At 63.8% G+C, this 13,098-nt stretch carries 11 protein-coding genes; 4 read left to right on the top strand and 7 right to left on the bottom strand.

Going from position 1 to position 13,098, the window contains the following annotated elements; translation table 11 throughout:
- Positions 1 to 228: 228 nt before the first annotated feature.
- Complete coding sequence (locus NCT05_RS20780) at positions 229 to 1,812, bottom strand: aldehyde dehydrogenase (NADP(+)) (RefSeq protein WP_250503076.1); 1,584 nt, start codon at positions 1,810 to 1,812, stop codon at positions 229 to 231.
- A gap of 167 nt (positions 1,813 to 1,979) precedes the next feature.
- Between NCT05_RS20780 and NCT05_RS20775 the strand changes: the two genes are divergently transcribed.
- Positions 1,980 to 2,915, top strand: a complete 936-nt coding sequence (locus NCT05_RS20775; RefSeq protein WP_008352964.1) for a LysR family transcriptional regulator — start codon at positions 1,980 to 1,982, stop codon at positions 2,913 to 2,915.
- 3 nt (positions 2,916 to 2,918) lie between these two features.
- Here NCT05_RS20775 and tam read toward each other — a convergent pair whose 3' ends face one another.
- Positions 2,919 to 3,698 (bottom strand): trans-aconitate 2-methyltransferase, encoded by a 780-nt coding sequence (gene tam / locus NCT05_RS20770; RefSeq protein ID WP_250503075.1) that lies wholly within the window; start codon positions 3,696 to 3,698, stop codon positions 2,919 to 2,921.
- A 282-nt stretch (positions 3,699 to 3,980) separates the two neighbouring features.
- Here tam and NCT05_RS20765 point away from each other — a divergent pair, with 282 nt between their 5' ends.
- Positions 3,981 to 5,210, top strand: coding sequence for a sensor histidine kinase (locus NCT05_RS20765; protein ID WP_250503074.1), 1,230 nt, complete (start codon positions 3,981 to 3,983; stop codon positions 5,208 to 5,210).
- A 62-nt stretch (positions 5,211 to 5,272) separates the two neighbouring features.
- On the opposite strand, the gene ahpF is transcribed toward NCT05_RS20765, so the two are convergent.
- The gene (gene ahpF, locus NCT05_RS20760) at positions 5,273 to 6,859 is read right to left on the bottom strand and encodes an alkyl hydroperoxide reductase subunit F (RefSeq protein ID WP_008352970.1); all 1,587 of its coding nucleotides are present in this window, start codon (positions 6,857 to 6,859) and stop codon (positions 5,273 to 5,275) included.
- Between the two features lie 147 nt (positions 6,860 to 7,006).
- Positions 7,007 to 7,570: an alkyl hydroperoxide reductase subunit C gene (gene ahpC, locus NCT05_RS20755; RefSeq protein ID WP_008352971.1), complete on the bottom strand. Its 564-nt coding sequence runs from the start codon at positions 7,568 to 7,570 to the stop codon at positions 7,007 to 7,009.
- Between the two features lie 152 nt (positions 7,571 to 7,722).
- On the opposite strand from ahpC, the gene NCT05_RS20750 reads away from it, so the two are divergent.
- Both NCT05_RS20750 and ribA read left to right on the top strand, forming a co-directional pair.
- Positions 7,723 to 8,481, top strand: a complete 759-nt coding sequence (locus NCT05_RS20750) for an NADPH-dependent F420 reductase (protein WP_284507560.1) — start codon at positions 7,723 to 7,725, stop codon at positions 8,479 to 8,481.
- A 144-nt stretch (positions 8,482 to 8,625) separates the two neighbouring features.
- Complete coding sequence (gene ribA / locus NCT05_RS20745; RefSeq protein ID WP_008352974.1) at positions 8,626 to 9,294, top strand: GTP cyclohydrolase II; 669 nt, start codon at positions 8,626 to 8,628, stop codon at positions 9,292 to 9,294.
- Positions 9,295 to 9,312: 18 nt separating this feature from the next.
- Here the strand turns inward: ribA and NCT05_RS20740 are convergent, their stop codons facing one another.
- The 3 genes from NCT05_RS20740 to NCT05_RS20730 form a co-directional block, all read right to left on the bottom strand.
- The gene (locus NCT05_RS20740; RefSeq protein ID WP_033537062.1) at positions 9,313 to 10,047 is read right to left on the bottom strand and encodes a 2OG-Fe(II) oxygenase; all 735 of its coding nucleotides are present in this window, start codon (positions 10,045 to 10,047) and stop codon (positions 9,313 to 9,315) included.
- A gap of 82 nt (positions 10,048 to 10,129) precedes the next feature.
- Complete coding sequence (locus tag NCT05_RS20735) at positions 10,130 to 10,624, bottom strand: hemerythrin domain-containing protein (protein WP_250436001.1); 495 nt, start codon at positions 10,622 to 10,624, stop codon at positions 10,130 to 10,132.
- Positions 10,625 to 10,743: 119 nt separating this feature from the next.
- On the bottom strand, positions 10,744 to 13,077 hold the full coding sequence (locus tag NCT05_RS20730) for an ATP-dependent DNA helicase (RefSeq protein WP_250503072.1): 2,334 nt from the start codon (positions 13,075 to 13,077) through the stop codon (positions 10,744 to 10,746).
- Positions 13,078 to 13,098 lie beyond the last annotated feature (21 nt).

Genomic DNA, 13,098 nt, shown 5'->3' with positions numbered 1-13,098 from the left:
TAACCCACTGATGTGAAAGCGATTCGAGCGCGTGATGAAACGTTGTAGCGAGCCCACGCCGAGTATGTCAATGCGGATCGCCCGAAGCGGCGGACGTTGCCGGGAAATTGGTAAGGCTTCCGAATCATCGTTCGAAAGGTTTGCCTTTCGTGCTCCGGCGTTGCGCAGAAGCGAAAAAGCCGCGGCGCGAATGACGCGCCGCGGCTTTCATCAGACCGACCCGAAGCGTTATTCCGCCAGTTGCAGCTTGCCGTCGATGCGGCGGTTCAGGCCGAGCGGATTCGCCGTCTTCAGCGCGTCGGGCAGAAGCGCGTCAGGCAGATCCTGATAGCTGACCGGGCGCAGGAAACGGTTGATCGCGAGACTGCCGACCGAAGTCGAGCGGCCATCCGCCGTCGACGGGAACGGGCCGCCGTGCACCATCGCGTGGCCGACTTCCACGCCTGTGCCGAAGCCGTTCACCAGCAGGCGGCCGGTGCGGCGCTCGAGCGCGGGCAGGACGCGCTTCGCATCGGCGTAATCGGCCTCGTCGATATGCAGCGCCGAGGTCAACTGGCCTTCCAGCGATTCGATCAGATCGATCATCGCGTCGAGGCTCGGGCAACGCACGACCAGCGACGATGCACCGAAGATTTCCTCTTGCAGATCGTGATTCTTGCGGAACGCTTCGGCGGTGGTGACGAACAGCGCCGACTGGCCCTGATTGTCGCCCTTCGCTTCGAGGCCGCGCGCGGCGGTGGTCACGTCGGCGTTATCGGCGGTCTTCGCGACCGAGTTCGCGTACGTCTTGCAGATGCCCGGCGTGAGCATCGTCTGCGCGGCGGTTTCCTTGAGCGCAGCGGAAGCCGCTTCGATGAACTTGTCGAGATCCGGGCCGTCGACGGCCAGAATCAGGCCCGGATTCGTGCAGAACTGGCCCGCGCCGAGCACGAGCGACGAGACGAACGCCTTGCCGATGGCTTCGCCGCGATTCTTGAGCGCGTTCGGGAACAGCAGTACCGGGTTGATGCTGCTCATTTCCGCGTAGACGGGGATGGGTTCCTTGCGCGCCGCCGCGATCTTCATCAGCGCGACGCCGCCGCCGCGCGAGCCGGTGAAGCCCGCCGCCTTGATGCGGTTGTCGGCGACGAGGCCCTGACCGATGTCGCGGCCGCTGTCGAAGAGGAGCGAGAACGTGCCTTCGGGCATGCCGCAGTCCTTCACGGCCTTCTGCACCGCGCGGCCGACGAGCTCCGCCGTGCCGGGATGCGCCGAGTGCGCCTTGACGATGACCGGGCAACCGGCGGCGAGCGCCGACGCCGTGTCGCCGCCGGCGACGGAGAACGCGAGCGGGAAGTTGCTCGCGCCGAACACGGCGACCGGGCCGACGCCGATATGACGCAGACGCAGATCGACGCGCGGCAGCGGCTTGCGCTCGGGTTGCGCCGGATCGATCCGCACGCCGAGAAAATCGCCATTGCGGACGACATCGGCGAACATGCGCAACTGGCCGACCGTGCGGCCGCGCTCGCCTTCGAGACGCGCGCGCTGCAGGCCGCTTTCGATCATGCAGCGCTCGATCAGGTCGTCGCCGATATCGAGGATGTTCTGCGCGATCGTTTCCAGGAACTTCGCGCGCGCTTCGGGCGCGGTTTCGCGGTAGACGTCGAACGCGGCCCAGGCGAGGGCGCACGCGCGGTCGAGGTCCGCGAGCGTCGCGCCGCCGAAAGCCGGTTCGATGGCCGCGCCGGTCGACGCGTTGACGGCCTTGATCGAGCCGTTCGAGCCGAAGACCGATTCCTGACCGATGAGCAGGTTGCCAGTGAGTTGCATGATGTCTCGTCCTTGCTTGGAGTGATTCGCGGCAGCCGCATGTACCGGTTGTACGATGACTGCACCTTGCCCGACTATACGGCTTCGCGCGTGCGCCTGTATAGTGAAACCTTTCCATCGCTTGATCGCTTTTTGGAATCACCCCGCGCTTTCCCGCACGCCGAAAGATGAAGAACACGCTCGATGTATTGATGTCGCGGCTGCGCATGAAGCAGCTTCAACTGCTGATCGCGCTCGACGACCACAAATCGCTGCACAAGGCGTCGAGCGCCATGGCGATGACGCAATCCGCCGCGAGCAAGGCGCTCGCCGAACTCGAATCCATGCTGGAAGCGCCGCTATTCGAGCGTGCGAAGAGCGGGCTGATCCCGAATCCGTTCGGCCGCTGCGTGGTGCGCTACGCACGCGTGCTGGCCGCCGATCTCAACGCGCTCTGCCAGGAAGTCGCGCAGATTCGCGCGGGCACGGGCGGGCGGCTGACCGTCGGCACGATCATGGGCGCGGTGCCGGGCGTGGTCGCGCCGATCGTCAACGAGATGCACGCGAAGCATCCGGATCTGGCGATCGAAATCGTCGAGGATACGAGCGCGCGCATGCTGCCGATGCTCGACGACGGCCGCGTCGATCTCGTCATCGGGCGCTCGAGCGTGTCGGATCAGCCGTCGAAGTATCAGTATCAGCCGCTGGCGGACGAGCCGCTTTGCATCGTCGTCGGTCAGGGTCACGAGCGCACGGGCGAGCCGGAAGTCGGTTTCGCCGATCTCGCGCGCTATCGCTGGGTCACGTATCCGAGCTATATGCCGATGAGCGCATTGCTGGAACGCGAACTCGATCTCGCCGGCCTGCCGATGCCCGCCAATCCGATTTCCACCGCCTCGCCGCTGATGACCGTGACGCTGCTGCAAGAGAGCGCGGAACTCGTGTCGATTCTGCCGGCGAGCGTCGCGAAAGTGTTCGAGCGCCACGGCATGCTGCGCATTCTGCCCGTTCGCATGAAGTCGAAATCGCAGACCTACGGCATCGTCACGCGCAGGGGCGGCGAGCTTTCGCCGGCGGCGCGGCAGTTCGTGCAGATGTTGCGCGAGCAGCGCCGGCCCAACTGACACTCAGCGCGTCGCGACGATGAACAGGCGCGGGAAGGGCAGGAGCACGCTGCCGTCGTCGAAAACGGTATATGCGGTTTCTAGGCCGGCGCGATAGCGGTCGAGGAACGCGGCCGCTTCCTTTTCGTCGAGCTTCGCGAGGAACGGCCGCAGCGCCGAGCCCTTGAACCATTCGATGATGGCATCGACGCCGCCGTCCAGCGGATGATGGTACGTCGTGCGCCACACGTCGACGCGCGCGCACAGCGGCTTGAGCAACGCGTAATACCAGTCCGCCCGGAAGCGCGCGGTGCGCTCCACGCCCTTCAGCTTGTCGCGCCAAGGGCCATCGGCGGCGGCTTCGCGCATCAGGCGGTGCGCGGGTTCGTCGAGATTGTCGGGCATCTGCACGGCGAGCTGCCCGCCCTTCGCGAGCTTGCCGGCGAGCGACGGAAACAGCGTCTCGTGATCGGGCACCCACTGCAGCGCCGCGTTCGCGAGAATCAGATCGAACGGTCCTTCTGCCTGCCACGCGGAAATGTCGGCGAGCGCGAATTCGACTTGGGGCAGGCGCTTTTTCGCCGCGTCGATCATGTCGCCCGAATTGTCGACGCCGATCACGCGCGCGTTCGGCGCATGCGCGATGAGCGTTTCGGTTGAATTGCCGGGGCCGCAGCCGAGATCGACCGCCGTGCGCGCGGCTCGCGCATGAGTCGCGTTCAGCAGATCGCGGACGGGGCGCGTGCGCTCTTCCTCGAACAGCGAATATTGGCGCGCTTGCCATTCGGGCGATGATGTCGTCATTGAAGGCTCCAGTCGATGTTCGTCGTGATATCACACGCGATTCTAGATGCGCGGGCCGCGCCGATCCAAAGCCGCGCGACGGCCTTTGAATGGAACGCTGAATCCGATGTGCACGCGAGTCATTGAAAAAACTCGGATATGTCCCTTTCGCGCGGGCATCGCGCCTATACTGGCGAAGCATTCGCGGGCGGTTCCAGGCAATATCGGAACTTGCTTTCGCATGCATATCACGAACATCATTCGCGCCGCCCTCCGGCGCCTTAAGCACTCGGGGACTCGCAGATGAGCGACACGTCAGTCGGCGGCTTGAAGGGTCTCGTGGACGCGCTGCGCGCGCAGCAAGACGCGCTCACCGAACGCTGGATGAAGCTCGTGTTCGGCGATCAGGAAGTCGAACATTCGGATCAGCTCACGTATCGGCAGCTTGCGGATCATCTGCCGAGCATCTTCGATGAAATCTGCATCGTGCTGGAATCGCGCAATCTGCGCGACCAGGAAGGCGCGATTGAGCGCGACGCGCGCCAACACGGGCAATGGCGCTGGCAGCAAGGCTACCGTATCGATGAACTCGTGCGCGAACTCGATCTTTTTCGTCAGGTGTTGCTGCTCGCGATCGGCGAATACGCGGGCGCCCATGACGATCTTTCGCGCGCCGACGAAGAGCACGCGCGCCTCATGACCGATGAAGTCGTGAGCTTCGTCACGCTGGCGTCGATTCGCGAGGCGATCGGCGAGCGCGATCGCAAGATCGACGAATACACCGGCATGCTGGAGCGCGCCAACTACGAGCTCACGCTGCGGCAAAAGCTCATCGGCGATTTGTACGAGACGCGCATGCAGGTCACGCGGCGCGTCGCGCACGATCTGCGCAATTTCCTCAACGTGTTCTCGACGGCGCTGCAACTGGCCTCGCGCTCGGCCGCGAAGCGCGAGACGGCGCTCGGACTGGCGAACCGGCAAGTCGCCGACATGGCGTCGCTCGTCGACGAGATGGTCGAATATTCGAAAGTGCTGGGCGACGATTCGGTGCTGACGGTCGAGCCGTTCGATCTCGTCGGTCTCTTCGACGAGCTGATGCAGGCCTGCCGCGTCGCGACCGAATCGAAGGGATTGAAGCTGATCGGCCATCTCGATCCGGCGCTCGGTGAGGTGACGTCGAACCGGCTGAAGGTGAAGCAGGTCGCGCTGAATCTGCTGTCGAATGCGATCAAGTACACGTCGTCGGGCGAGATCGCACTGTCGATCGCCGCCGCGCCCGATCAGCGCTGGAAATTGCGCGTCGCCGATACGGGCGTCGGCATCAGCGTGGCGGATCAGGAGCGCGTGTTCGAGGAATTCGAGCGCGCCGCCGATGACGACATTCCCGGCGCCGGGCTCGGCCTTGCGATCGTCAAGGAGTTGTCGCGCACGCTGGAAGGGGAACTGCGCTTCCAGTCGTCGAAAGGGCGCGGAAGCGTGTTCGAAGTGACGTTCCCGATGGTGCTGGAACCGAAGGCTTCCGACGCTCAATAAACGAAAAAAGGCGGACGGGTCGCCCCGTCCGCCTTCCGGTCACCACGACGCCTGAACGATGCTCAGGCCGCCGCTTCTTCTTCGACCACTGCTTCGTCTTCCACCGACGCGCGGATCAGATGGTCGAACGCCGAGAGCGCCGCCTTCGCGCCTTCGCCGACCGCGATCACGATCTGCTTGTACGGCACCGTCGTCACGTCGCCCGCGGCGAACACGCCCGGCAGCGAGGTCGCGCCCTTCGCATCGACGACGATCTCGCCGTGCTTCGACAACTCGACTACGCCCTTCAGCCATTCGGTGTTCGGCACGAGGCCGATCTGCACGAACACGCCTTCCAGCTCGACGTGATGGCTCGCGCCCGTCGCGCGGTCCGTGTACGTGATGCCGTTGACCTTCTTGCCGTCGCCGGTGACTTCGGTCGTCTGCGCCTCGGTGACGATCGTCACGTTCGGCAGGCTGCGCAGCTTCTTCTGCAGGACCGCGTCGGCGCGCAGCTCATTGCCGAATTCGATCAGCGTCACCGCCGACACGATGCCCGCGAGGTCGATCGCCGCTTCCACGCCCGAATTGCCGCCGCCGATCACGGCGACGCGCTTGCCCTTGAAGAGCGGGCCGTCGCAGTGCGGGCAGTACGCCACGCCGCGTCCGCGATACTCGCGCTCGCCCGGCACGTTGATTTCACGCCAGCGCGCGCCGGTCGACAGAATCACGGTCTTCGCCTTCAGCACCGCGCCGCTCGCGAGATGGATTTCATTGATGCGGCCCGGCACCAGCTTCTCGGCGCGTTGCACGTCCATGATATCGACTTCGTAGCTCTTGACGTGCTGCTCCAGCGCCGTGGCGAACTTCGGCCCTTCGGTTTCCTTGACGGAGACGAAGTTTTCGATGGCCATCGTATCGAGCACCTGACCGCCGAAGCGCTCGGCGACGACGCCCGTAGCGATGCCCTTGCGCGCCGAATAGATCGCCGCCGCCGCGCCGGCAGGACCGCCGCCGACGATCAGCGTGTCGAACACCGGCTTGTTCTCGAGTTCCTTCGCCGCGCGCGCCGATGCGCCCGTGTCCAGCTTCGCGAGGATTTCCTTCACGCCCATGCGGCCCGAGCCGAAGCTCTCGCCGTTGACGAACATCATCGGCACGGACATGACCTGGCGTTCCTCGACTTCCTGCTGGAACAGCGCGCCGTCGATCGCGACATGCTTGATGCGCGGGTTGATGATCGCCATCACGTTCAGCGCCTGCACGACTTCCGGGCAGTTCTGGCACGACAGCGAGAAATACGTCTCGAACGCGAAGTCGCCGTCGAGATTCTTGATCTGCTCGATGATGGCGTCGTCGAGCTTGATCGGATGGCCGCCGGCTTGCAACAGCGCGAGCACGAGCGACGTGAATTCGTGGCCCATCGGGATGCCGGCGAAGTGGATGCCCGCAGCCTTGCCCGCCTCGCCGATGGTGAAGGACGGACGACGCACGCTGGCGTCCTCTTTCTCGACGACGCTGATCCGCGCAGACAGCGTAGCGATCTCGTCGAGCAGGCTTTTCAGCTCACGCGACTTGTCGCTGTCGTCGAGGAAGGCGACGAGTTCGATCGGCCGGGTGACTTTTTCCAGATACGCTTTTAATTGATTCTTGAGATTGGCGTCGAGCATGGCGATGTCCGTTCCTTGACTTGGGATATTGCAGACGTGTTCCGCCGCGGCGCTGCGAAATTCGCAGCGCCGGACGAACACGTTTTTTGGGGTGAACCTGCCGCAGAACCGCGGCAAGTTCGATACAGCGCTCGTGAAGTACGAGACTTAGATCTTGCCGATCAGGTCGAGCGACGGGGTCAGCGTTTCAGCGCCCGGCGTCCACTTGGCGGGGCACACTTGACCCGGATTCTTCGCGATGTACTGAGCAGCCTGAACCTTGCGGAGCAGTTCGCCAGCGTCGCGGCCGATGCCGTTGTCGTGCACTTCGCACAGCTTGATCTCGCCTTCCGGGTTGATCACGAACGTGCCGCGCAGCGCCAGGCCTTCTTCTTCGATCAGAACGTCGAAGTTGCGCGAGATCGCGAGCGTCGGGTCGGCGATCATCGGATAGTTGATCTTCTGGATCGTGTCCGACGTGTCGTGCCATGCCTTGTGCGTGAAGTGCGTGTCGGTCGAAACCGAGTAGATTTCCACGCCGAGCTTCTTGAATTCTTCGTAGCGGTCAGCCAGGTCGCCCAGTTCGGTCGGGCAGACGAACGTGAAATCGGCCGGATAGAACACAAACACCGACCACTTGCCCTTCAGGCTTTCATCGGTGACGGTCACGAACTCGCCATTGTGATAGGCGGTTGCTTTAAACGGCTTGACTTGACTGTTGATGATGGGCATTACCAGTTTCCTTTTGGAGTGGTGTTGAAGAAGTAAGTGAACTATACAGGAAAGCTATCGTACTTGCGAAGTGGATTGATTTTATTGTCGGGATAGCGCCGGGCTATCGACGCGATATTTTGGCGTTTTCCCGCACAAGGCATTCTGATTGCATGCGCCTTCGCAGGTTCCTTAAACAGACTTGGTCGCTTTCACTTTCATTTCAAGGAGGCAGTATGAAAATAAGAATCATCGGAGCGGGCAATATCGGTTCGGTGCTGGCACTGCGCTTCACCGAGAAAGGGCATGACGTGCGTATCGCGAACTCGCGCGGCCCGGCGTCGCTCGCGGATATCGAGCGCGAGACCGGCGCGAAGGCCGTCGAAGCGCGGGACGCGGTGAAGGACGCCGAAGTCGTCGTCGTCACGATTCCCGAAGCCAAGGTGCCGAACCTGCCGAAGGATTTGTTTGCGGGCGTGCCGGCGAGCGTCGTCGTGATCGACACCGGTAACTACTATCCGCAGCAGCGCGACGGGCGGATCGAAGGCATCGAAAAGGGCACGCCCGAGAGCCGCTGGGTCGAGCAGCAGATCGGTCGGCCGGTCGTGAAAGCGTTCAACAATATCTATGCGGATCACCTGAAGAACCGCGGCAAGCCGCCGGGAACGCCGGGCCGCATCGCGCTGCCGGTCGCGGGCGATGACGCGAAGGCAAAGGCCGTCGTGATGAAGCTCGTCGATGAGATCGGCTTCGATCCGGTCGATGCCGGCCAGATCGACGATTCCTGGCGTCAGCAGCCCGCGACGCCCGTCTACACCGCCGACCTCGACGCCGCCGGCCTGCGCGCGGCGCTTCAGAAGGCCGATCCGGTGCGCAAGCCCGAATGGCGCGCGACGGACAAGAGTCCCGGCACCTTCGACCAACCCGCGTAGAAGCGAAAGACCGTACGGTAAAGCGCGGGAACGCGCGCGCGCCGTGAGACAATCTGCAAACTTTCCCGATGGGCTTTAACATGACGAACCGGGCTGGCGCAAAAATGCAGCCGCCGTCCGGCGTCGTGGACTCGCAGATTGACTATGAAAACCGCTTCTCCTACGCAGGACGTGCAGAACCCGCAACACCGCTTCGGCGAGTGCGACGAGTGCGCGGACGTCGAACTCGTGGCGACCGCCACCATTCCGACCCGCTACGGCACTTTCGCTTCGTACGTCTATCGCGTGAAGCACACGGATGTGGAGCACATCGCGTTCGTGATGGGCGACGTGAGCAGCGGCGAACCCGTGCTGACGCGCCTGCACTCCGAATGCGTGACCGGCGATGTCTTCGGCTCGTACCGCTGTGACTGCGGCGAGCAGCTCGATCTGGCATTGCGCTATATCGCCGCGGAGGCTCGCGGGATTCTGCTGTATCTGCGCGGCCATGAAGGGCGCGGCATCGGCCTCGCGAACAAGATCCGTGCATACGCGCTGCAGGAACAGGGGCTCGATACCGTCGATGCGAACCTGCATCTCGGCCTGCCCGACGACGCCCGCGAATACGATTCCGCCGCCGCGATCCTGCGTTCCATGAACGTGAAGTCGGTGCGATTGATGAGCAACAATCCGTCGAAGTTCGACACGCTGCTCAGGCACGATATTCCCGTCTGCGAACGCGTCGCGCTCGCCATCCCGATGCGCGAGGAAAACGAGCGCTACATCAAGACGAAGCAGGCGCGCTTCGGGCATTACTTCGACGAGAACGAGTAAGCCCGACAGTGCGCGCGCTCACTGCGCGTCGTGAAAAATTACCCCGAGCATATGCCTGCGTCCCGAGCGCAGGCGGCTCACGCCGTGCTTCATGTTCACCCGATACGGCCCGCGCGTGCCCTGCACCGGCCGATGATGCACCGCGAAGAACACCGCATCGCCTTGCAAAAGCGGTACGACTTCCGCACGCGACTGCATGCGCGGACGCTGCTCAGTCATCACGAATTCGCCGCCGGTGAAATCGTGGCCGGGCGCGGAAAGCAGGATCGCCATCTGAATCGGAAAGACGTGCTCGCCGTAGAGATCCTGATGCAGACAGTTGAAATCGCCGGGCACGTAACGTAGCAAGAGCGGCGTCGGCCGTGTCTGCCCCGCGCGATGACAGCGCTCGATGAACGCCGCATGCTCGCGCGGATAGCGCGTCTCGATGCCCATCACCTCGTTCCAGCGATTCGCGACCGGCGCGAGATGCGGATACACCGCGCGCCGCACGCGTTCGAGCGCGCCCGGCAACGGATACGCGAAGTATTTGTATTCGCCGCGCCCGAAGCCGTGGCGCTCCATCACGACGCGGCTGCGAAAAATGCCGTCGCGATCGTAAAGCGCCGCGAGCGCCTCGCATTCGTCGCGCGAAAAAAGCGCCGACGCCGTCGCGCAGCCGAAGCTATCGAGTTGCGCTTCGAGATCGGCCCAGTCGAGCGCGTCGATGCGATCGCCGATATCGTCTGCCGTCGCGCGTTCGAGCACCTTCATGTCGTTCCTCCGGATGTGCGTGAATTCGAATGAAGTGTGCGCCCGCGACGCGACGCACGCACTCCGGCTCTTGCTGTGCAATTCAGTGCGCGGCCGCAGTCTCCGCGATGCGTTCGTGCAGCGCGGCCTTGCGCGCGGCCATCTTCGCGCCGATCGCGACGAGATCCATCTGCGTCTTGCGCACGGCCGGGAAGAGTACGGTTTCCTCTTCCTCGATGTGATGCACCGCGTTTTCCTTCAGCACCTTGAACGTCGCGTCAAAACCGTCTTCGCCGGCGCGCAGGTTCGCGAATCGTTCGATCAGCGTCTTCACCAGAAAATGCTCGACGTAGGCTTCGTCCACGTCGATGCGCCGGTCCGCTTCGAGCGCGTTCTGCGCGCCCGGATACAACAATTCTTCCTCGACGATCGTATGGATCGTCAACAGTTCGCACGCGCGCTGTACGAGCGAGTTCTTGCGCTCGAAATCGTCGTGGTCCGCGCGTTCGAAGGCATCGAACAATTGTTCGATGGCGCGGTGATCGGCTTCGAGCATGTCGAGCGCATCGATGGGTCGCGGGGTTTGAGCGGTGGACATGGGGTTCTCCAATAGTGGGCTCTGTCGGCCCGGTAGCGACATCTGCGTGTCCCCAAGGTGCCGTAAAAAAGCAAGACGAATGCCCGCTATGGATCAGTTAACGGCGGCGGTGCGCGCGTCTAGATAGTGGTATTTCTCGATTCGCTCAAGTCGCGTTGGCGCAGCACTTTCACCTGCCACCACGCGGGCAGCAGCCGCCGCACTTCGGCGCGCGCGAAGCGGTCGTCGATCAGATAAAGCACGCCGCGATCGAGCGGTCCGCGAATCACGCGTCCCGCCGCCTGCACCACTTTCTGCAAGCCGGGAAAAAGATACGTGTACGCATAGCCCTCGCCGAACGCCTCGTGCATGCGCGCTTTCATTTGCTGATTGACGGGATTGAGTTGCGGCAGCCCGAGCGTCGCGACGAACGCACCGATGAGACGCGTGCCCGGCAGATCGATCGCCTCGCCGAACGCGCCGCCCAGCACCGCGAATCCGATACCGCGTCCATCGGCGACGAAGCGCGCGAGAAACTCGCGTTGCGCCGCCTCGCTCATCGCGCGGGACTGCTGCCAGCAGGGAATCGACGGATGACGCGCCGCCAGCGCCGCCGCCACTTGCGTCAGATAGTCGAAGCTGCTGAAGAAGCTCAGATAGTTGCCCTCGGCGCGGAAGTATTGCGCGGCGATGAGATCGGCGATGCGATCCACCGAGCGCTCGCGATCCCGATAGCGCGTCGAAAGATCGGCGATCGCGCGCACGTCGAGCTGATCGGCAGAGAAGGGCGATTCGACGTCGATCCGCACGCTCGATGCCGGCAAGCCGAGCGTATCGGCGTAAAAGTGCGCGGGCGTGAGCGTCGCCGAAAAGAGCGCGACGCTGTGCGCGCGCGCCAATCGCGGCGCGAGATGCGGCGCGGGAATCACGTTGCGCAGGCAGAGCGTGGCATTGCGCTTCTTCGCGTTTGCGCTCGCGTTTGCGTTCGCGCCGGAAAGCGTGATGTCGAAGATCGAATGCGACCCGAAACGCTCCGCGATGCGCGTGAAATGCACGGCATCGAAATAGAAGCGCAGCGTGTCGGGCGTGAAGGCGTCGGGCTGTTCGCCGAGCGTTTCTGTCATCAGCGAAACGGCTTGCCCGAGCGCGGTCAAAAAGCGCGCGGGCGGCTCCGTATGCGCCGCGTACTCGATGCCCGACGCTTGCTGCTCGCTCGCCGTCTCGCTCCAGCTTCGCGCGACGCGCCCGAGCGCCTTCTTGAGCACGCCCGGCGCGCCGCGGCGCATCGCGTTGAAGGCGGACTGATCGAGTGTCGCGGAATACATGCCGCGCGCGCGTTCGACGAGGTTGTGCGCTTCGTCGACGAGCACCGCCACGCGCCAGCGATTCGCCTCCGCGAGCGCGAAGAGCATCGCGCTCGTGTCGAAGTAGTAGTTGTAGTCGCCGACGATCACATCGCTCCAGCGCGACAATTCCTGGCTCAGATAGTACGGACAGATGTCATGCCGGCGCGCGACCTCGGCGACCGACGCCCGATCGAGCTGCGTGCATTGGAGCGCGGCGGCGCGCGCATCGGCAAGGCGATCGTAGAAGCCGCGCGCGAGCGGACACGATTCGCCGTGACACGCGCGATCGGGATATTCGCAAGCCTTGTCACGCGCGACGAGTTCGACGACGCGCAACGGCTTCGCGGCGAGCGTCGTGAGCGCGTCGAGCGCGAGTTGCCGTCCCGCGCTTTTCGCGGTGAGAAAGTAGATCTTGTCGAGCTGCTGGCCGGGCCACGCCTTCAGGAGCGGAAAGAGCGTGCCGACCGTTTTGCCGATGCCCGTCGGCGCTTGCGCGGCGAGACAGCGCTTCGACACCGCCGAGCGATACACCGCTTCCGCGAGCGCGCGCTGGCCGGGGCGGAAATCGGCGTGAGGGAACGCGAGCGTCTTCAGCGCTTCGTCGCGTGCCGCCCCGTGCGCCAGTTCCTGCCGCGCCCACGCGATGAAGCGTTCGCACTGCGCCTCGAAATGCACGGCGAGCGCTGCGGCCGTTTGCGTCTCGACGAGCACGCTTTCGGTTTCATCGACGATATCGAAATAGACGAGCGCGATGTCGATGGCTTCCAGCCCGAGCTTTCGGCACATCAGATGTCCGTAGACGCGCGCCTGCGCCCAATGCAGATGCCGATGATTCTCCGGCATCGATTCGAGCTTGCCGCGATGCGTCTTGATTTCCTCGAGCCGGTTGAGCGCGGGATCGTAGCCATCGGCGCGGCCGCGCACGAGTAGCGGGCCGTAGGTTTCCGAAAGCGAAATTTCCTTTTGATATCCGTCCGGCCGACGGTTCGTCACCGAGACATGGCCGGCGACGCCTTCCTGCGCGCTCGGCGTCGGCGTAAAGCGTAGATCGAGATCGCCCTGTTTCGCCGTGAACTCGCACAGCGCGCGCACGGCGACGGTGTAGGCGGGCTCGGATACTGTATGCATGTACAGGAGTCTAGCACGCGC

The sequence above is a fragment of the Caballeronia sp. AZ7_KS35 genome (assembly GCF_023631045.1).
GTDB classification, from domain to species: Bacteria; Pseudomonadota; Gammaproteobacteria; order Burkholderiales; family Burkholderiaceae; genus Caballeronia; species Caballeronia zhejiangensis.
The sequence above is the reverse complement of the archived record's forward strand: the minus strand, read 5'-3'. Positions and strand labels throughout refer to the sequence as shown.